The organism is Streptomyces massasporeus (assembly GCF_014648995.1).
In the GTDB taxonomy this organism is placed as follows: Bacteria; Actinomycetota; Actinomycetes; order Streptomycetales; family Streptomycetaceae; genus Streptomyces; species Streptomyces massasporeus.
In genome coordinates this window covers 281,876-300,841 of record NZ_BMSE01000010.1, presented here as the reverse complement: position 1 = coordinate 300,841, position 18,966 = coordinate 281,876, and the positions used below count along the sequence as shown (strand labels likewise).

Annotated in this window: 16 protein-coding genes and 1 pseudogene; 9 read left to right on the top strand and 8 right to left on the bottom strand. The window is 68.9% G+C overall.

Annotation, left to right across the window (positions count from 1 at the left end; all coding sequences use genetic code 11):
* Window positions 1-1,006 (top strand): RHS repeat-associated core domain-containing protein (locus IE153_RS23285; protein ID WP_189591748.1); only part of this gene is annotated, 1,006 nt, incomplete at its 5' end.
* Between the two features lie 310 nt (window positions 1,007-1,316).
* Here IE153_RS23285 and IE153_RS41730 read toward each other — a convergent pair.
* A pseudogene (locus IE153_RS41730) lies at window positions 1,317-1,493 on the bottom strand (IS5/IS1182 family transposase); the annotation flags it as partial.
* Window positions 1,494-1,598: 105 nt separating this feature from the next.
* Here IE153_RS41730 and IE153_RS23280 point away from each other — a divergent pair.
* The 3 genes from IE153_RS23280 to IE153_RS23270 all read left to right on the top strand — a co-directional run bounded on the left by IE153_RS23280 (window position 1,599) and on the right by IE153_RS23270 (window position 5,838).
* Complete coding sequence (locus IE153_RS23280; protein ID WP_189591747.1) at window positions 1,599-1,841, top strand: hypothetical protein; 243 nt, start codon at window positions 1,599-1,601, stop codon at window positions 1,839-1,841.
* 416 nt (window positions 1,842-2,257) lie between these two features.
* Complete coding sequence (locus IE153_RS23275) at window positions 2,258-5,353, top strand: DNRLRE domain-containing protein (protein ID WP_189591746.1); 3,096 nt, start codon at window positions 2,258-2,260, stop codon at window positions 5,351-5,353.
* Window positions 5,353-5,838: a hypothetical protein gene (locus tag IE153_RS23270; RefSeq protein ID WP_189591745.1), complete on the top strand. Its 486-nt coding sequence runs from the start codon at window positions 5,353-5,355 to the stop codon at window positions 5,836-5,838. The genes IE153_RS23275 and IE153_RS23270 overlap by 1 nt, the downstream gene beginning before the upstream one ends.
* 57 nt (window positions 5,839-5,895) lie before the next feature.
* Here IE153_RS23270 and IE153_RS23265 read toward each other — a convergent pair whose 3' ends face one another.
* Complete coding sequence (locus IE153_RS23265; protein ID WP_438817931.1) at window positions 5,896-6,117, bottom strand: DUF397 domain-containing protein; 222 nt, start codon at window positions 6,115-6,117, stop codon at window positions 5,896-5,898.
* Window positions 6,089-6,943 (bottom strand): helix-turn-helix domain-containing protein, encoded by an 855-nt coding sequence (locus IE153_RS23260; protein ID WP_189591743.1) that lies wholly within the window; start codon window positions 6,941-6,943, stop codon window positions 6,089-6,091. Before IE153_RS23260 ends, IE153_RS23265 begins: the two co-directional genes overlap by 29 nt.
* A 159-nt stretch (window positions 6,944-7,102) precedes the next feature.
* On the opposite strand from IE153_RS23260, the gene IE153_RS23255 reads away from it, so the two are divergent.
* Both IE153_RS23255 and IE153_RS23250 read left to right on the top strand, forming a co-directional pair.
* Entirely contained in the window at window positions 7,103-7,312 is a 210-nt protein-coding gene (locus IE153_RS23255) for a hypothetical protein (protein WP_189591742.1), read from the top strand.
* On the top strand, window positions 7,312-7,773 hold the full coding sequence (locus IE153_RS23250) for an ATP-binding protein (RefSeq protein ID WP_189591766.1): 462 nt from the start codon (window positions 7,312-7,314) through the stop codon (window positions 7,771-7,773). Before IE153_RS23255 ends, IE153_RS23250 begins: the two co-directional genes overlap by 1 nt.
* Window positions 7,774-7,978: 205 nt before the next feature.
* On the opposite strand, the gene IE153_RS23245 is transcribed toward IE153_RS23250, so the two are convergent.
* Window positions 7,979-9,808 carry a phosphoenolpyruvate carboxykinase (GTP) gene (locus IE153_RS23245; RefSeq protein ID WP_189591741.1) on the bottom strand — a complete coding sequence of 610 codons (1,830 nt, stop codon included), beginning with the start codon at window positions 9,806-9,808 and terminating at the stop codon, window positions 7,979-7,981.
* A 327-nt stretch (window positions 9,809-10,135) separates the two neighbouring features.
* Between IE153_RS23245 and trhA the strand changes: the two genes are divergently transcribed.
* The 3 genes from trhA to IE153_RS23230 all read left to right on the top strand — a co-directional run bounded on the left by trhA (window position 10,136) and on the right by IE153_RS23230 (window position 12,330).
* Window positions 10,136-10,849 carry a PAQR family membrane homeostasis protein TrhA gene (gene trhA, locus IE153_RS23240; protein ID WP_189591740.1) on the top strand — a complete coding sequence of 238 codons (714 nt, stop codon included), beginning with the start codon at window positions 10,136-10,138 and terminating at the stop codon, window positions 10,847-10,849.
* 83 nt (window positions 10,850-10,932) lie between these two features.
* On the top strand, window positions 10,933-11,559 hold the full coding sequence (locus IE153_RS23235) for a TetR/AcrR family transcriptional regulator (protein WP_438817930.1): 627 nt from the start codon (window positions 10,933-10,935) through the stop codon (window positions 11,557-11,559).
* Between the two features lie 33 nt (window positions 11,560-11,592).
* Window positions 11,593-12,330, top strand: a complete 738-nt coding sequence (locus tag IE153_RS23230; RefSeq protein WP_189591738.1) for a Mut7-C RNAse domain-containing protein — start codon at window positions 11,593-11,595, stop codon at window positions 12,328-12,330.
* A 72-nt stretch (window positions 12,331-12,402) separates the two neighbouring features.
* Here the strand turns inward: IE153_RS23230 and IE153_RS23225 are convergent, their stop codons facing one another.
* Genes IE153_RS23225 through IE153_RS23210 form a run of 4 tightly spaced genes read right to left on the bottom strand, consistent with a single transcriptional unit; the run spans window position 12,403 to window position 18,933 of the window.
* A complete protein-coding gene (locus IE153_RS23225; RefSeq protein ID WP_189591737.1) occupies window positions 12,403-14,805 on the bottom strand; it encodes a galactose oxidase family protein in 2,403 nt (800 codons plus the stop codon).
* Entirely contained in the window at window positions 14,802-16,001 is a 1,200-nt protein-coding gene (locus IE153_RS23220; protein WP_189591736.1) for a glycosyltransferase, read from the bottom strand. The genes IE153_RS23225 and IE153_RS23220 overlap by 4 nt, the downstream gene beginning before the upstream one ends.
* Complete coding sequence (locus IE153_RS23215; protein WP_189591735.1) at window positions 15,998-17,647, bottom strand: ArnT family glycosyltransferase; 1,650 nt, start codon at window positions 17,645-17,647, stop codon at window positions 15,998-16,000. The genes IE153_RS23220 and IE153_RS23215 overlap by 4 nt, the downstream gene beginning before the upstream one ends.
* On the bottom strand, window positions 17,644-18,933 hold the full coding sequence (locus tag IE153_RS23210) for a glycosyltransferase (RefSeq protein ID WP_189591734.1): 1,290 nt from the start codon (window positions 18,931-18,933) through the stop codon (window positions 17,644-17,646). Before IE153_RS23210 ends, IE153_RS23215 begins: the two co-directional genes overlap by 4 nt.
* Window positions 18,934-18,966 lie beyond the last annotated feature (33 nt).

Below are 18,966 nucleotides of genomic sequence, written 5' to 3'. Positions count from 1 at the left end.
CGCCCTGGAAGCCGACTCCGCGGGTGCCCGCAAGGCGTCGTGGCTCTACTGCTGGGACAAGGCCGGCAACCTCACCAGCCAGGACGGCACGAAGAACGCCTGCCCGGGCGGCACGACCTACACCTACGACGACGCGAGCGAACTGAACGGCAAGAACGGCTCCACCACCGGCTGGTCCTACGACAAGCTCGGCAACGAGACGGCGGGCGCGAGCACCACCGCCCGCACGAACGAGGCCTGGACGGACTACAGCCAGCTCTCCGCCATCACCGCAGGCGGCAAGAGCTACGACCTGGTCCACGCCGGCACGGACAACTCCGAGCGCACCAAGCTGGGTTCGACGTGGTTCCACCACACCGCGTTGGGCCTGGCCTCCACGACGACGAACGGCGTCGACACCGGATTCATCCGCGAACCGGCGGGCACCTTGAACTCCATGACGACTGGGGGGAAGTCCTACTACTACCTCACCGACGCCACGGGCAACGTCCTCGGCCTCGCCGACGACACGGGCAAGCGCACGCACACCTATTCCTACGGCCCCACAGGCCTGCCCCGCGGCACCACCACCGAGTCGGTCCCCCAGCCCCACCGCTACGCGGGCACGTACCTCGACCCGACGGGCCTGTACAAGATGGGCCACCGCTACTACGACCCGTCCCTCGGCCGCTTCACCCAACCCGACCCGTCGGGACAGGAGACCAACCTCTACCTCTATGCCGGTGGCGACCCCATCAACCGGACGGACCCCACGGGACTGGGGTTCCTGGACAGCGTGTCGGGTGCTCTTGATAGCGCGAACGACTGGGTGGGGGCGGCCGTAGGGTGCATCGGCGCCGTCGGAATTGCAGCTGACACCGGAGTCATCGCCTACGCCAGCGCCGTCGGCGGTGCGGCCGGAGCAGGGGTCGGGGCGGCTGTAGGCGCTACTGCCGCTGTTGTAGGCAGCTGCGCGGTTGGAGCAGTCGCCGGGTACAACAACACGGACATCCTCCACTACGGGTAACACGGTGTCGTTGAGCTAGAGGTGTTGTTGGGTCAGGGAATAGGTCCCTGACCCAACAATCCTTGTTCAGCTCAGGCAAGGTGGCGCTGCGATGAATGCAACCGAAAGGGAAATAGGTGAATGAGGCAATAAAGAAGACGCTGATCTTCTCTGTGGTTTTGATTGCAGGAGGACTGTGTGGGTGTGTCGCTGGAGCTGTCAAAGGGGACTCGCCATCGATCGTGTTCGGAGCAGTCGGCGCAGTATGCGGAGTCATTCTGGCGACCCTTTCCGTACTGGCTCGCCGGAAAACCCGCCCTTAGACCGTGTCCTATGCGGTGAGGCGGATGAGTCGTTTGTAGCAGCAGAGGGCGGCGGCAAGGCCAAGAGACGCCAGGTAGTTGTGAAGATCGCGCTCGTAGCGAGGGCTCAAGCGCCGGTAGCCGAACAGCCAGGACATCGCCCCAGGGCCGAGGGAAATTCCCGAAGATGCCATCCGCTTGCCGACGGCGGGGCTGGGCTGGTCGACCAAGGAGGAGCGCATGGCGTCCGCTGCCCAACTCGCCGCCCGTCCCGTCGCCCCTCGTCTGCCTGACGTCCTCGGCCTCGATGGATGGGCATGCAGCACCCTCCACCGCTGGGCAGTCCGGAAAGCGGGGTTCTAGAAGTGAATGAAAAGCGAAAACTGAAGATCTTCGCCACTGTCAGTGGCGTGATATCAGTCGCCGCTCTGATCCAAGGATCTCTGACTGAAGGATCCGGGAAGATAATCCTCATCACGCTGGGCATGCTCGGGATCATCGGCATCGGAATGCTTACGTATGCCATGAAGCGTGGTGGCAGGTCAAGTCAATGAGAGGCATGGACCCGAAGAGACTCTCTCCCGATCGAATGGACCATCGCTCCCTCCTCGTCACACTCATCTGGACCGGCATCGTGTTGGGAGTGACCGGAATCGCGCTGACCATCTTGAGCTGACGTCGGCAGCGCAAACATTCGACGCACACCCGGCTTGCTATCCGGAAGCATCAGGAACCTCGAGTCAGAAGATACCCAGAGCCAGGAGGAGCGAACGGGAAGGAGACGGAATGGGCACAACCCTTGTCACCGCCTTGATCACCGGAGGAGTCCTCGGCGTTATCACCGTACTGATCATGAGCCGTCGGAATCGTTACAGGCATCGCGGCAGTCGCGGCTGGGCCGGGATGTACCACGGTCGTCGGCTGCGTCCCCAGCATCGTTGCCGGTGGCGGTGCTTTGACCGGCGTCGGAGTGGCAATCCAGAAGTCCCTCCAGGATCCGGACCTGCAGTATCCGGTGACAGTGGACCCGACCAACACGCTGCTCGGTCCGCTCACGGACACCTGGGTGCAGGACGCGGCATACCCGTCGTCCCAGCGCGGATCCACCGAGCTCAAGGCCGGCACGTACGACGGGAAGGAGAAGGCGCGCTCCTACCTCAAGTTCAGTACGGACCGGTTCCGTGGCAAGCGGATCCTCGACGCCGATCTGCGGCTGTTCTCCCACTGGTCGTCCTCCTGTTCTACGGACAACGCCGGGGTCCAGGTGCGGCGGGTGACCTCCGACTGGGATCCTTCGGCGATCTCCTGGTCGGCCCAGCCCAGCACGACGACCACGGCGGCCCCCGTGTCGAAGGCGGCGAAGGGCTACAGCGCGAGCTGCCCGGCCGGCCATGTGTCGTGGGATGTCTCAGGCATCGTTCAGGCGTGGGCGGACGGTCAGTCCGACTACGGGGTCCGTCTGGCTGCCGTCGACGAGACGGATCCGCTCACCTGGCGGCGCTACCGGTCCGCCAACTACGTGGACGGCTCGCACGACTCCGCGACCGAGCCCTCGCTGATCGTCACCTACAACGCGGCCCCGATCGTGCCCGCGCAGCTGGGTGTGACCCCGCGCAAGTCGGAGTCCCCGCTGACGATCGGTTCGCTCACCCCGACTCTGCAGGCGAAGGTCGACGACAGCGACGCGGGCTCTGCGCTGACCACCGAGTTCCAGGTGCAGCCTGACCCGGCCTACGCCGACACCACCTACACGTGGACCGGAAAGACGGTGGAGTTCACACCGGGCACCGTCGCCACGACGCAGATTCCGACCACCTCGGCCGTGCCGGACGGCAGCCATCTGAGAGTGCGGGCACGCACCAGTGACGGTATCGACACGTCGGCGTGGTCCGGCTGGACGACGTTCCTCGTCGATGCGAGCGCCGTGCAGCCCGCCGACCTGCCCGTTCGGCTTCAGGCCGGGGCGACCGACACCGCCTCCCCTGTGGTGACCGGTGTCGTCGGTTCGCCCAACGGCGGCATGGCCGAAGCGCAGTTCCGGCTCGGCACCGCGAGCGGAACCCAGCTCCTGGGCACTCAGCTCGTGCCCAACGGTGAACGGGCCGGTTTCCAGATCCCCGCCGACAAGCTCACCGGGACCGGCCCGTTCGACTGGTCGATGAGGGCCTGCTTCGAGGGCAAGTGTTCCGCGTGGACGGAGAAGTCGGCGTTTTCCGCGGGGTCCGGCACGCCGCCCGCCGAGACGGCCGCGTCCACGTCGGTGAGTGTTCCGCTCACCAAGGCCACCGTCTGCACCGACACGGCCGACTGTGTCGGCCAAACGGCAACGGCCCTGAAGGTCGGCAGCGTCTCCGGCAAGAACTGGCGAAGCCATCTGAAGGCCGATCTGTCGAAGGTCCCGGCCGGGGCCCGCATCACCAACGCCACGCTGCAACTGCAGTCCACCGCGACCACACCGGACCTCGCGGTGCACGCGCTCAACGCCACCTGGGCCACCAGTGGGACCGGGGCAGAGCTGGACAGTGCCACCGCTCCAGGCGTCAACCTGGAGGCCACCGCGCCCTGGAAGATCGACGTCACCGGCCTGGTCACCGGGTGGACCGACGGTGCGAACGCCAACCACGGTCTCGTCCTGCGCAAGGCTGAAGGCGCGGCCGGCACGGCGGGCATCAGCTTCACCTCGGCCGCGCTCACCATCGAGTACGGTCCGGCCACGGCACCCTCACCGCCCAGGGACCTGCGCGTCCAGCCCGGCGACCAAGGCGCAGTGGTGACCTGGAATCCGAGCCGGGACAGCGGCTACAACGACACGGAACTCACCTACGAGGTGTCCGCGATCGACTCCTCCGGTGCCGTGGCGGCCACGCGCAGCACGAGCGGCACGGACGCCGTGATCACCGGTCTCAGCAACGACACTCCCTACACCTTCCGGGTCAAGGCATCGAGCCCGTACGGCACCAGCACCACGGTGACCAGCGATGCCGCCACGCCGGTGAAGGCCCCGCTGAGCACCGCCACCTACACCGCGGCGCTCGACGAGTACCTCAAGGCCGTCGCCGCTCTGACCACGGGTGCGCACAGCACGGCCGAGGCCGCGACGCAGGGCAAGCCGCATGCCGCGAAGTACTCCTGGTTGCTGAAGGCCGAGGAGTTCTGGCTGCGCGACACCCGTAAGTCCCTGGAGGCCGACGGACTCGTCTACACGGCCATGACGTCGACGCTGTCGGATGTCCTGGTCCTCCCCTCCTCCGACGGATCGGTGGCCGTCCGGGCCACCGTGAACGAGCAGCGGACGCTCGCCGACAGCCCCGAGGAACCGGAGACCAACGAAACGGCCCTCCTCTACACGTTCTCCGGACAGGAGACGCCCGTACTGCGCGCCAAGCTCAACGCGCAGCAGTACGAGCAGCGACTGTCCAAGGGGGACGACGCCTTGGGAACCGTGACGTACGGCAGCGTGGAGAGCGATGTCTCGCCCACCGCGCTCACGCGACAGGTCCCCGACAGCCCTGCCGCGCTCGGCATGGCAACGGCGCAGTTCGAAGCCTTCGGCAGCATCAGCCGCAGCGGCACGTCCGAGTGGGCGAAGAAGCACTGGAACTCCCGGCACGAATACAGCCAGGACTGCACCAACTTCGTGTCCAAGGCGCTGTATCACGGCGGGGGCATGCGCATGAAGGGCGTGAGCAAGGACAGGAAGAGCACAAACAACTGGTGGCGTACGAAGCACTCGTCGCCACCGCACTCCGGGGGCGGGTTCTACTATCTGTGGTCCCACACGTGGACGGTCGCCGACAAGATGGAGACCTTCCTCTCCAAGCACAGCGCCGGCATCGTGAACACCGAGTCGAAGCAGAAGGAGGCCAAGGTCGGTGACGTGGTCTTCTTCAACTGGGGTGGCCGGGGCGGCTGGGACCACGCGGGCGTCGTCACCAAGATGAAGAACGGCAAGGCATACGTGAGCGCCCACAACAACAATCGTCTGAACCAGCGTCTCGACACCTACGTCAATAGCCAGAGGGGCACGTGGGCGAACATCCACCGAGTCATTCCGGAGTGGTACTGATGCCCCGGACTGCGAAGGCGCGGTGGCTCATCGCCGTGGTCGTCGCTCTCTGCGTGGTGGTGGGTGCTCTGGTCTGGTGGTCGAAGCGCGATGCGGCACCGTACGCCTTGCGGGACACCCCCGAGGTGCACCTGACGGTCCGGGCCGCGACGTCGACCTATCCCGAGGCCGAGGAGGTCGCGCGCGAGGCCGAGCTGGTGCTCAAGGTCTATGTCCAGCGCCTACGCGACGGTGACGCCGAGGACCTGGCTGACCTCGGTGCTCCGTGGTACACGGGCAGGGAGGCGGCCGCGCGGGACCTGATCTCCAAGTTCGGCGCCCAGGCCGGTCAGTCGGTCGAGGCCGTGGTCGCGGACCCCGTCACGCCGGGTCTGGCCAGTGTCGAACTTCGCTACGGAAGCGAAAGCCGCCAGACACTCGACCTCACCCGCGACGACGGAGTGTGGTGGCTGGCCATCGGGAACGGCGACCCGGTGAATCCGTAGGGACAGCGGGCGCTCGGCTGGGGCATCTCAGCCGAGCGCCTCTGTGCCACCTGTCGGTCATACGGCAGGTGCCGACTTGAGGGACATGACGAAGGACGTCCAGGCCGGGGCCGTGATGGTGAGGACCGGGCCGTGGGGGACCTTGGAGTCACGGACGGGGACGAGGGCGGTGTGGGCGTCGCACACTTCGAGGCAGTTGCCGCCGTCGCCGTTGCTGTAGGTGCTCTTGCGCCAGACCGCTGTGCTCAAGTCACGTGCGTTGTTCGCCATTTCGGTCATCCTCAGCCGCTTGCTCGATCAGGGCGAGGGACGCCTCCGGGGGCAGTGCGGCGGCCCTCAGCCGATCGTATGCCTTGCGGTACTGCTTCACGAGGGCCGGATCGTCGATGGTGTCCCCGCTGTACTGCGCCTCCGTGTAAACCAAGGGCGGGGCGTCCGGGAAGGTCATGACCATGGCCGAGCCCAGCATCAGCGGATGCGCTCCGCAGTTCCACGGAAGGATCTGGGGAACGATCCGACGGCGCCGCGCGAGTTCCACAACGCGCTCCCACTGTTCGGCGCTCCGCTCCGGCGGCAGGATCGGCTGCCGCAGCAGCGACTCGGGCAGGATGACCCAGTACTCCGGGTTCTTGTGGTCGTCCTCGAACAGCCGGGCTCGCGCCAGCCTGGCGGTCACCTTCTCCTCCACCTCCTCGTCCGGAGCCAGAGGGTGGGCAGAGCGAGTGACCGCCCGCGCATACGCCTCCGTCTGCAACAACCCCGGCACCAGCGTCGGACACCACTCCTCGATGGTCTCCGCGTGCTGCTCCGCCTCCAGCACCCGCTCGAAGTAGCTCGCGTGCCCTCGTCGTTTCGCCCGTCGCACGTCCTCGCAACGCCGCCTGAAGAAGCCGTCCGTGCCGAGCATCCTGTCGACGTGCTCGGCGAGTTCCGCCGGCATCCGGCGCGTGCCCCGCTCGATCTCGCTGAGGTGGCTCGGGCCGTAGAAGCTGCCCTCTACGAGTTGCTGGAGGGTGAGGCCCGCCTCCTCCCGCTTCCAGCGCAACTCACTGCCGTAGAAGGTCGGGACGCCCGTCGACCCGTCGATGTCCTTGCGCTGCCCCATCGTTCACCGTCCTTGGTGTGCCGTTACGGCCCGCTACCAGCCCCTTGGCCACCCAAGCGCAGGTAAGGCGCGGGATGCCGATGGGCTGTCACGGTACGGCGGTCGGCGTCACAGTGTGAGGAGTTCGTCACTCAGCGCACTGGAAGGTGTGAACGCCCCATGCACAGCCCTGCCGAAGCAGAAGCCGACGCCTGTGTCGAGGAGTTGCGAGGAGCCCTGTCCGCACACGGCATCACCCTGCCGTCCCTCGGCCTCAACCTGCCGGCCTTCGCTGCCCGCTGCCCCGTCCGGCCACTGATCGGGCTCGGCAACTGCAATCTCCTCACCGCCAAGGCCCTGGCCGCCGCCCTGCGCAAGGGTGCGGCGTGATCCGGCCGGTGGTGACGCTCGAACTGCTCGCCACCCCCGCCGAGGTGTCCCGCGTGCGGCGGGCGCTGGGACCGCTCGGCATCGACGTGCAGCTCTGCGCGAGCGAGCTCGTCACGAACGTCATCCGGCACGTCGGGGAGGGCGTGCCCGTCACCGTGCGGGTGTGGCGGGATGAGGGCGGACGCGTCCGGCTCGGGGTCACCGATCCCGATCCCCGGGCCCTGCCCGTCCTGGTCGCGGCGGCCGGGGCCGAGGCGGAATCCGGCCGCGGACTCGCGCTGCTCGACGCGCCGGCCGTGCGGTGGGGTGTGGAGCAGGAGACCGGCCGCAAGACGGTGTGGGGCGAGCTGTTCACCGAAGCCGACGCCGGCACAGACACCGCCACCCCGAAAACGCCCGAGCGCCCCGGTCGACGTAGGCGGTCGGCCGGAGCGCTCGGTCATTCATCGGCACGTTCGTGAGCCCGCAGGACGGGCCGCGCCGAAGCGGGCGGGAGGGGGCCGGTCGCCGCTGGTTTCCGTCGGGGCGGACGGAGGACGCGGTGACCGGCCCCGAACCCCGCACGCCGTTGTACGGGTCCCGCCAGTCGGTTCCGCGGCCGGCCGTGACGATGTTGCTGGTCAGGGCACTCTCGGTTCCAGCCGGCCGCGGAGTCGGTGGGTGGGCTCAGCCCAGGCGCTGCACCAGCGCGCGGTACTGGTCCCACAGCTCCTTCGGCGTGTGGTCGCCGAAGGTGTTGAGGTGCTCGGGGACCAGGGCGGCCTCCTCGCGCCAGACCTCCTTGTCGACCGTGAGCAGGAACTCCAGGTCGGAGTCGGCCAGTTCCAGGCCGTCGGTGTCGAGGGCCTCCTTGGTCGGCAGGACGCCGATCGGGGTCTCGACGCCCTCGGCCGTGCCGTCCAGGCGCTCCACGATCCACTTCAGGACGCGGCTGTTCTCACCGAAGCCGGGCCAGACGAACTTGCCCTCGTCGTCCTTGCGGAACCAGTTGACGTAGTAGATCTTCGGCAGCTTGGACTGGTCCTTGTCCTTGGCCACGTCGACCCAGTGGGCCATGTAGTCGCCCATGTTGTAGCCGCAGAACGGCAGCATCGCGAACGGGTCGCGGCGCAGCTCGCCGACCTTGCCCTCGGCGGCGGCGGTCTTCTCGGAGGCCACGTTGGCGCCGAGGAACACGCCATGGTTCCAGTCGAAGGACTCCGTCACCAGCGGCACGGCGGTGGCGCGGCGGCCGCCGAAGAGAATCGCCGAGATCGGCACGCCCTTGGGGTCCTCCCACTCCGGCGCGATGATCGGGCACTGCGAGGCCGGGACGGTGAAGCGGGCATTGGGGTGGGCGGCCGGGACGCCGGACTCGGGGGTCCAGTCGTTGCCCTTCCAGTCCGTCAGGTGGGCCGGAGTCTCCTCCGTCATGCCCTCCCACCAGATGTCGTTGTCGTCGGTGAGGGCGACGTTGGTGAAGACCGAGTTGCCCCAGAGCGTCTTCATCGCGTTGGCGTTGGTGTGCTCGCCGGTGCCGGGGGCGACACCGAAGAAGCCGGCCTCGGGGTTGATGGCGTACAGACGGCCGTCCTCGCCGAAGCGCATCCAGGCGATGTCGTCGCCGATGGTCTCGACCGTCCAGCCGGGGACGGTCGGCTCCAGCATGGCCAGGTTGGTCTTGCCGCAGGCGCTCGGGAAGGCCGCCGCGACGTACTTGGCCTCGCCGCGCGGCGGGGTCAGCTTGAGGACGAGCATGTGCTCGGCGAGCCAGCCCTCGTCACGGGCCATGACGGAGGCGATGCGCAGGGCGTAGCACTTCTTGCCGAGCAGGGCGTTGCCGCCGTAGCCCGAGCCGTAGGACCAGATCTCGCGGTCCTCGGGGAAGTGCGAGATGTACTTGGTCTGGTTGCAGGGCCAGGGGACGTCCGCCTGGCCGGGCTCCAGCGGGGCGCCCAGGGTGTGCACGGCCTTGACGAAGAAGCCGTCGGAGCCGAGCTCGTCCAGGACGGCCTGACCCATGCGCGTCATCGTGCGCATCGAGACGGCGACGTAGGCCGAGTCCGTGATCTCCACACCGAGCGCGGACAGCGGCGAGCCGAGCGGGCCCATGCAGAAGGGCACGACGTACATGGTCCGGCCCCGCATCGAGCCGCGGAACAGACCGCCCTGGCCGCCGGCGCCCTGGAAGATCTCCCGCATCTCCGCGGGGGCCTTCCAGTGGTTGGTCGGGCCGGCGTCCGCCTCCTTCTCGGAGCAGATGAACGTCCGGTCCTCCACGCGTGCGACGTCGGTGGGGTCGGAGGCGGCGTAGTAGGAGTGGGGGCGCTTGATCGGGTCGAGTTTCCGGAAGGTGCCCTTCTCGACGAGCTCCCCGCACAGGCGCTCGTACTCGGCCTCGGATCCGTCACACCAGACCACGTTGTCCGGCTGCGTCAGTTCTGCGATCTCGTTGACCCACGAGATCAGCCCCTGATGGGTGGTGGGGACGGTGGGAGCCGCGATGTCGCGCGCCACGATTGCTCCTAAATGAGGGATTTTTTGTGATGTGGAGGCCCCGTGGGGGCTGCGACCCGGATGCTTCAGGGTGGATCTTGGCGCTCATCCGGTGCCGACCGCACTCATTTGATCATCCGACGTGTGCGCCCATCTGTCCAGAGGAGCGCACAGGTGAGCAACGTGAGGCTCGCCACGGTTTCCCACGCCCGCTTTACGTGCACGTTGCGTTCACCTGGCAGTCCGTTTGCGTGACCACCACCGGTCACGGTGAGAGGATGGCCACTCTTCGCCGGCCAATCCGTGGCACTGATCCGTGACTTACGGTTCCGTAGCTACCATTCGCCCATGACTGCGTTCGTCCCCGACGCGCCCACGGACTCGGCGGCCGACGGCCACGGTCCGAAGGCGCTCTCCCTGCCGCACCCGGTGAAGCCGAAACTGCGCGGCTGGCTGCACCTCGGCATGTTCCCGGCCGCCCTGATCGCGGGCCTGGTGCTGACCGCCCTCGCCGACTCCTCCAGAGGACGCATCGCCTGCGGCATCTTCGCCCTGACGGCATGCCTGCTGTTCGGTGTGAGTGCGCTGTACCACCGGGGCGACTGGAGCCCCCGCATGGACGGCGTCCTGCGGCGGCTGGACCACGCCAACATCTTCCTGATCATCGCGGGCACCTACACGCCGCTGACCATGCTGCTCCTGCCGGGGGCCAAGGGGCAGTGGCTGCTGTGGGGCATCTGGGCCGCCGCCGTGGCCGGCATCCTCTTCCGCGTCTTCTGGGTCGGCGCCCCGCGCTGGCTCTACACGCCCTGCTACATCGCGATGGGCTGGGCGGCCGTCTTCTACCTGCCCGACTTCATGCGCACCGGCGGCATCGCCGTCCTCGTCCTGGTCATCGTCGGCGGCCTGCTCTACAGCGCCGGCGGCGTGGTCTACGGGATCAAGCGGCCGAACCCGTCACCGCGGTGGTTCGGCTTCCACGAGGTGTTCCACTCCTTCACCCTGGCGGCCTTCATCACGCACTACGTGGGGATCTCGCTGGTGGCGTACCAGCACGGATAGCCCCCTCCCAGCCTCTCGGGCCACGGCTCCCGGCCGTGGCCTTTCGCATGTCCGGACCACTCCGATGGCCGACAATGACCTCCATGACGGCCCCACGCACCACCGCCGCCGACCAGCCCTCACCGGGGCTCCGGGAGCGGAAGAAGATCAAGACCCGCCGGGCGATCCGCACCGCGACCTACGCGCTGATCGAGGAGCAGGGCTACGACGCCACGACGATCGAGCAGATCGCCGACCGTGCCGAGGTGTCGCCGTCGACCGTCTTCCGGTACTTCCCGGCCAAGGAGGACATCGTCGTCACCGACGCGTGGGACCCGGTGATGACGGCGGAACTGCGCGCCCGGCCGGCGGACGAGCCGTGGGCCGACACCTTGCGGCACGTGATGCGCACGGCCCTCGGCCAGGCCCTCGCCGAGGAGCCCGCCGTGACCCGGCTGCGGACGCGGCTCGGGGTCGAGGTGCCCGCGGTCCGGGCCCGCATGCTGGAGAACGCCGCGGCCACCGGCCGGCTGCTCCGCGACGCCCTGGCGGAGCGCTCCGGACTCGACCCCGACAGCCTGGAGCTGCGCGTCTTCACCATGTCCGTGATGGGCGGGCTGATGGAGGCCTCCCACTACTGGGCCGAGACCGGCCACCGCGGTGACATCCGGGACCTCGTCGACCGCGCCCTGGACGTCCTGGAGCACGGCCTGCCGGCCGGAAAACCCTGAGGCCGGCGCCCTGCGCCATGGCATCCTGACCGGGTGAACGGTCCCGAGATCCAGGTCGAGTTCGCCCCCGAGCTGCATGTGTTCGTGCCCAGGGCCCGAGCGGAGGGCACCGTGCGGGCCGCCACCGACGGCGTCTCCAGCCTCGGCCACGTCATCGAGTCGCTGGGCGTGCCGCTGACCGAGGTCGGCGCGCTGATCGTGGACGGCCGCGAGGTGCCCTTCGCGCACGTCCCGGTGGCCGGCGAGGCGGTGGCCGTACGGACCGTCGCGCGCCCCCAGCAGGTCCCGGGCGCTCCCCTGCGCTTCCTCCTCGACGTCCACCTCGGCACGCTGGCCCGCCGGCTGCGCCTCCTCGGCGTGGACACGGCCTACGAGTCCACCGACATCGGCGACCCGGCCCTCGCGGCGCGTTCGGCGGCCGAGCGGCGGGTGATGCTGAGCCGCGACCGGGGGCTGCTGCGGCGCCGGGAGCTGTGGGCGGGGGCGTTCGTGTACAGCACGCGGCCCGAGGAGCAGCTGCGTGACGTGCTGGAGCGGTTCCGGCCCGGGTTGCTTCCCTGGACGCGGTGCACGGCCTGCAACGGGGTGCTGCGTGAGGCGACGAAGGACGAGGTCGCCGATCAGCTGAAGCACGGGACGCATGCGACGTACGACGTGTTCGCGCAGTGCACGGCGTGTGGGCGGGCGTATTGGCGGGGGGCGCATCACGAGCAGTTGGAGGCCATCGTGGAGCAGGCGGTCGCTTTCACCCGGAGCGCCGTCGAGGGTTGAGCGCCGTGGGGAACCGCGCGGCCGTCGTGGCTGGTCGCGCAGTTCCCCGCGCCCCTGAAGGGGCGTGCCTTGCTAGCGCCTCGCCAGGTCCGCCTTGCCGCAGGCGATCCCGTCCCTGTTGCGGTCCAGGCCCAGCGGGTCGTCCTTGCCGTTGACCTTCAGGCGGCCGTAGTCGTTCGCCTTGAGCCACTCACAGCGCGCCGCCGTCGTCTTCTTCACCTCCGCCGGGAAGTCCGTCGGCACGCAGACGTTGATCGAGCCGTAGTGGCGGTCGCAGCCGGAGATCGTCGGGCTGACCTTCTGCGACGTCCGCTTCTTGCCGGGCTCGACCACCTTGCCCGCGGGCGCGTCCGCGAAGTCGTGGACGTGGGCGGAGGCGTCCGTCGCCTTGAGCGCCTGCGGGCCCTGGAGGTGCACCCACTTCGCCACCGAGGGCACGCCGTTCGCGTCGACCGCGAAGAGCATGTACCAGCCGGGCGGGGCCAGGTTGGGGTTGCTCGTGACGTTCAGGTCGACGTTGTTGCCGTCGACGGACAGGGGCAGGTCCACGAACCGCTGGTTCGGGTCCGACGAGTGCGTGACGGCGGCCGGGCGGATCAGCTCGGCCTTGGCGATGGGCCGGTCGACGGTGATCCGCTGGGTGTCGCCGTAGTTCCACTCGGTGTCGATGACGGAGGTGATCTGCGGGCGGGGGCCCTTGAACAGGTACGGCGGGCTGTAGACCGACACGTCGTGGTTCCAGGAGCCGTTGCCCGGGTTGTCGCCGGTCGTCATCACACGGCCGTCGGGGAGCAGGAACGCCGAGGAGTGGTAGCCGCGCGCCTCGGGGTCGACGGCGACCGGGTCGAAGGTCTCCGACGCGGGATCGAAGATCGACGTCTCGTAGACCGGGTTGGCGCGGTTGTGCAGCGCGCCGCCCGTCTCCAGCACCTTGCCGTCGGGCATCAACACGGCGGAGACGTACATCTTGCCCTGGTTCCCGGTCTGCGGGACCGGGCCGTTGCCGAGGTCGACGGTGCCATGCGGGATCGGCGGACCGGCGACGTACGACGGGTTCGGCTGCTTGAGGTCGATGATGTCGGTCAGGCGGTTGGCCTCCGGGTTGGAGTCGATGTTGCCGCCGCCGAGGGTGAGCACCTTCTGGTCCTGCGCCGGGGGCAGCAGCACGCTCGCCGACTGGTCGCGCTCGTCCTTGTTCCGCAGACCCGGCACCTGGGTGGTGGTGTTGGCCCCGTAGTCGTAGATCGCCGAGCCGGTGCCCGGGATGTTGTTGCCGAAGACATGGCTGCCCGAGTAGAAGAGGCGGCCGTCCTGCATCAGGATCATCGACGGGTACAGGCCCCAGTACGACCAGGTCTGGTTGACCTTCCACAGCGGCTGCCACTGCTGCTCGGCCTCGGAGAACAGCTCGGCGGTGACCGAGCCGGTGGAGTCCTCGCGCAGTCCGCCGAAGGAGATGACGTCACCGTTGCCGAGGATCGTCGCCGACGGGTACCAGTGGCCGTCGTTCATGTCGTTGGTCTTGGAGTAGGTCTCGGTCTCCGGGTCGAAGATGTACGAGTCCTTGTAGCCCTCGTAGCCGTGCCCGCCGGGCACGGGGTAGGCCTTGTTGCCGCTCATCACGAGCACGCGCCCGTCCTGGAGCTGCACATGTCCGGCGCAGAACATGTCCTTCGGCGTGGGGATGATCTTGTACGAGCCGTTCGCCGGGTCGTAGACCGCCGAGGTGAAGGTGCCGGCCTCGAACATCGACTCGTCGTTGCCGGAGCCCGCGATCAGCAGCACCTTGCCGTTGTGCAGGACGACCGAGTGCATGGAGCGGACCGGGTTCTGCGTGGGCAGCACGTCCCACTTGCCGTCGGCGCACTGCTGGGCGGTGCCGGTGCACTCGGGCGGCAGGACCGGGTCGGGCACCTGGTCCATGGTGTAGTCGTCGGTGGTGGCGGAGCCCGTGCCGTAGACGGAGACGCCCCACGAGATGCGGTCGGTGCCGGCCGGGACCTCGGGCGTGCGGACGGTGGCCTCGGTCCAGTTCCCGGCCAGGTCCAGCGTCTTGAGGTCGGTCCAGTACTGCCAGCCGGCCGTGGTGTCGTGCCGGAACAGGGTGATCGCCGCGTCCGGGGTCGTCGTCTTGTACCAGAGGCCGAGGTCGTACTGCTTGCCCGGCGTCACGACCGGCGCGCACGCGGCGGACTCGGTGATCAGTGCCTTGCGGTCGCCCTCGACGCGGCGGGTCAGCTCGACCTTCATCGCCTTGGAGCCGGTGTGCGCGTCGGCCGTGGTGGTGAACGTGAAGTCGTTGTCGCCCCAGCCCGACTTCTCCCAGCAGTACGGCATGCCGTCGGCGCCGGCGGTCTCGAAACCCGGGTTCTTGATGAGGTTGGCGGCGGAGGCGGGCTGGGGTGCGGTCAGGAGCAGACCCGTGGTGAGGGCTGCCACGGACAGGAGTGCGGTCGTTCTGCGACGAGGTTTCACACGGCTCTCCTTGCTGTACGGCCGTCGTGTGCGGGCTTCTCCCGGTCCCGGCGCGGCAGGTAGACCAGCGCTTCGGTCCCGGCGAAGCGCAGGACGAACGTCGTCACCAGCGCGAGCGCGGTGGCCGACAGCACGCCCAGGTGGAACTGGTGCACGAACACGGCGATCAGCGGGATGCGCAGCACCAGGTCGGCGTTGGCGAGCAGCGCGAACCGCCCGGCCCGGTCCCACCAGCGCCGGTGCCGGCGCCGCTCGCGGAACAGCAGGTGCTCGATGAGCAGGAAGTTCCAGGCGACGCCGAGCTGGTTGGCGAGGATCTCCGCCGGTACGTAGTGCATGCCGGCGGCGGTCAGCGCCCACAGGCCGACCAGGTTCGGCAGGAAGCCGGTCAGCCCGATCAGGCCGAACCCGACCATGCGGGCTACCGGGGAGGCGGTGCGCAGCCCGGCCAGGTGCCGCAGGAAGCGGAAGCCTTCCTGCGCGGTCGACTTGGACTCCCCGGCGAACCGGTCCTGGAAGACGAACGGCACCTCGGTGACCCGGCGCGGACGGCTGCGGACGGCGAGTTCGAGGAGGATCTTGTAGCCGAGCGGCTGGAGGACCTCCGCCGTGACCGCGCTGCGGCGGATCGCGAAGAAGCCGCTCATCGGGTCGCTGATGCCGTGCAGCCGGCGCGGGAACAGCGCCTTGGTCAGCCAGGTCGCCCCGCGCGAGACGAACACGCGGTAGCTGCCCGCGAGTCCGGCCCGGCTGCCGCCCTTGATGTACCGGGAGGCGACGACCAGCCCGGCGTTCGCCCGCTCGCCGGTGGCGACCAGGTCGGGCACGAGGGACGGCGGGTGCTGGCAGTCGCCGTCCATGACGACGATCCAGTCCGACGTGGCGGCCTTCAGCCCCTCGACGACCGCACCGCCGAGCCCGCCCACCGGCTCCTCGCGGTGCAGCACGGTCACCGGGAAGGGGCAGTCCTGCGCCGCCTTCTCGATGACCTCCGGCGTGTCGTCCGTGGAGTCGTCCACGAAGAGGACCTCGCACGGCAGCCGCGCCGGGACGGCCTCGGTGATCTGGCGCAGCAACTGCCGTACGTTCGCGGACTCGTTGAACGTCGGTACGACGATGGTGACGGCGCCCGGCTCGGGGACCTCGGTGGTCTCGGTCTCGACGACCTCGCCGGGGACCGTGTACTCCTGGCTCATCGCGTGCCTCCGGCGGGCGTCTTGATCTGGCGGATCTCGATGCGGTCCTCGCCGGTGCCGAAGGTGGCGACCGGGTCCGAGTGCTCCATGGCGGCCTTGACGTTGGGCAGGTCGGCCGCGTCCCGCCGCACGGTCGGCGAGGCGACGACGTAGTCGAGGTCCTTCCAGCCGCGCGGCATCGTCTTCGTCACCGCCGGGTCGAGGTCGGCCTTGTAGAACCAGATGACGCCGAGGCCGGGCCGGTAGCCCTGGTGCACCAGGTCCAGCCAGAGCGCGTCGTCGACCAGCACCCGGGTGCGCTCCGGGTCCTCGACCTCCGTGGCCAGCCACTTCGACGCGGCCTTGTAGGGGGCGTTGGCGTCGGTGGTGACGGCCGTGCGCGCCCCGTCGTACCAGTGCGGGACGACGTAGGCGCCCGCGGCCAGGGCCAGGACGGCGGCGAGCGTGTAACGGCCCACGCTGACGTACCGTTTCTCCGCCTCGGAGCGCCAGCGGCTCAGCACCGCGTGGGCGACGGAGGCGGTGCCCCCGGCGAGGACCAGCGCGAGGAACGGCAGGGCCTGGATGACGTACATCGCGGGCAGGTAGCCGTTCGGGCGCAGGGCCAGCGCGGCGAAGATCGCCACGGCGAGGGCCGGTCCGGCCAGGGCGCGGGCGGTGACCGACCAGCGCCAGGTGACGAGCAGCAGCAGGGCGCCCGCGAGGCCGCCGAGGGGCAGGATCCGGTCGTAGTACAGCCACGACTGGAGCACGCCCCAGGAGCCGGAGCCCTGGTCGAGGATGAAGCCCGAACCGGGTCTGGTCATCTGGTACTTGACGCCGTCCCAGAGGGACACGTGCCCGGCGCCCGGCAGCAACTCGCCCTTGAGCAGGGCGAACAGCGGATAGGCGAAGCCGATCAGGGTGCACGCCGTGACGGCTCCGGTGAGGGCGAACTTGCGGGTGTCCCGGTGGCTGTGGCGCCACATGGTGAGGAACAGGGCGGGCAGGACGACGAGCATCGTCTCCTTGGTGAGCACGGCCGTGGCGGCCGCGATGCCCGCTCCGAAGTGGTGCCAGAGGTGACGGCTCGGGGAGGCCGCCAGCGTGAAGGCCAGCAGCGTCCACATCACCGCGAGGTTGTCGAGGAAGATCTCCCGCTGGAGCACGATCGACAGCGGCGACAGCCCGAAGAACACCATGCCGAGCGCGGCCGCCCAGCGGGGCAGCGCGAGGCGCCGGCCCAGCACGAAGATCAGGACCGCGCTGATGCCGCTGATCACGAGCATCGCGGCGCGCATGGTGCCCACCGTCATCGACTCGGGGCTGATCAGCGCGGGGATCCAGGTCAGCACGGCGATCTGGATCCAGCCCAGCGGCGGATGGTCGTACCAGTAGGTGTAGTGGGCGAGGCCGTCGCCCTGCTGGACCGACCAGGCCTGGGCGAGATAGGTGCCCTCGTCGTCGCTGAGGGCCGGGTAGTCGGCGATGTTCCAGCCCTGCACGACGAGGATCGCTACGAGGAGGACACCGCACAGGAGCAGGTCGGGCCGGGAGGAGCGCAGCCGGCTCGGCGGCTCGACGCGGCGGTGCGCACCGGTGCGGGGCGCAGGACGGTGCTGCGCGGGGACCGTCTCGGTGGTCACCGCGGGAAGGGTGGAGGTCACGCCGGAACGTCCTCTCGGGTCAGGGGGACGTCCTGGCGGGTCGTGGCCGTCTCGTCGAGGTGCGCGCCGACATGGGTCGTCAGCTCCCAGTCGTTGCGACCGCGCTGCTCACGCCACACGGCCCGCACGGCCGCACCGGCGAGCAGGACCTGGTAGAAGGGGCCGCCCACGACCAGCTTCAGGTAGTGCGCGAAGCGGACGCGCAGCCCGTACTGCTTGCCGAAGTCGTGCAGTCCCACGATCTCGAAGACGAAGGTGACCAGGGCCGTGACGGCCGGCAGGAAGGTGATGAAGGCGATGCCGACGGGCACGTCCAGGAACAGGGCGATCGCCACGTTGAGCGGGATGATCAGGCCGGTGAAGGCCTGCATGAACGGCGTCATCAGGGTGTAGCGGGCGAGCAGCCGCTGCCCGAGGGTGGGCAGTTGCTTCCAGTCCTTCTTCCGGTACACCTGGAGGAACCCCTGGTTCCAGCGGGTGCGCTGCTTCAGCAGGGACATCAGCGAGCCGGGGGTCTCCTCCCGGGTCACCATGTCCGAGTCGTAGGCGACGACGACCTTCTTGCCGACGCTGGAGAGGCGCACGCCCAGGTCGCAGTCCTCGGCGAGGCAGTTGGGGTCCCAGCCGTCGGCTTCCCGCAGGACGTCCGTGCGGACGAAGACGGTGTTGCCGCCCAGCGGAATGAAACCTTTCTGCGCATGCAGGTGGAGCCGCGAGCGGAACCAGAAGAAGTACTCCAGGCAGTTGCGCAGGCTGTACCAGCTGGAGTGGAAGTTGATCAGCTGCACCCCGCCCTGGACGACGTCCGCGCCGGTGGTGCGGAAGGCGTGGTCGACGTGGGCGAGGAGCTCGGGGTGGACCTGGTCCTCCGCGTCGAAGACCCCGACGACGTCGCCGCGGCAGTACGGCAGCGCCGTGTTCATGGCCTTCGGCTTGTTCTTCTTCTCGTGGGTGTCGACGACGACCCGGACCCGTGGGTCACGCGCGGCGGCCGTCTCGGCCACCGCGGTGGTCTCCGGGTCGTCGTGCCCGACGATCACGATGATCTCGAAGTCGGTGTGGCTCGACTCCAGCAGCCGCTGGATCGTGTGGTCCAGCACCGCCTGTTCGTGCCGCGCGGGCAGCAACAGCGAGAAGGAGACGTGCTCGTCCCCGTCCGGACTGCTGAACCGCGTGGAGGCGAGCACTTCCGGCGTACGCCAGGCGTGCATCTGCCACCACAGGGTGAACGCCGCCATCCAGAACAAGGCAAGTGAAACGGCAGCGATGAAGACAGACGTCAGCAAGCAGATCCCCCCAGATCCCAGAACCCCCATTCG

What these genes read in the sequence shown, in the direction of transcription:
- IE153_RS23280 (WP_189591747.1), top strand. Translation starts at nt 1,599, where the DNA reads ATGGGCATGCAGCACCCTCCACCGCTGGGCAGTCCGGAAAGCGGGGTT.
- IE153_RS23270 (WP_189591745.1), top strand. Translation starts at nt 5,353, where the DNA reads ATGCCCCGGACTGCGAAGGCGCGGTGGCTCATCGCCGTGGTCGTCGCT.
- IE153_RS23265 (WP_438817931.1), bottom strand. Translation starts at nt 6,117, where the DNA reads ATGACCGAAATGGCGAACAACGCACGTGACTTGAGCACAGCGGTCTGG.
- IE153_RS23260 (WP_189591743.1), bottom strand. Translation starts at nt 6,943, where the DNA reads ATGGGGCAGCGCAAGGACATCGACGGGTCGACGGGCGTCCCGACCTTC.
- IE153_RS23255 (WP_189591742.1), top strand. Translation starts at nt 7,103, where the DNA reads ATGCACAGCCCTGCCGAAGCAGAAGCCGACGCCTGTGTCGAGGAGTTG.
- trhA (WP_189591740.1), top strand. Translation starts at nt 10,136, where the DNA reads ATGACTGCGTTCGTCCCCGACGCGCCCACGGACTCGGCGGCCGACGGC.
- IE153_RS23235 (WP_438817930.1), top strand. Translation starts at nt 10,933, where the DNA reads ATGACGGCCCCACGCACCACCGCCGCCGACCAGCCCTCACCGGGGCTC.
- IE153_RS23220 (WP_189591736.1), bottom strand. Translation starts at nt 16,001, where the DNA reads ATGAGCCAGGAGTACACGGTCCCCGGCGAGGTCGTCGAGACCGAGACC.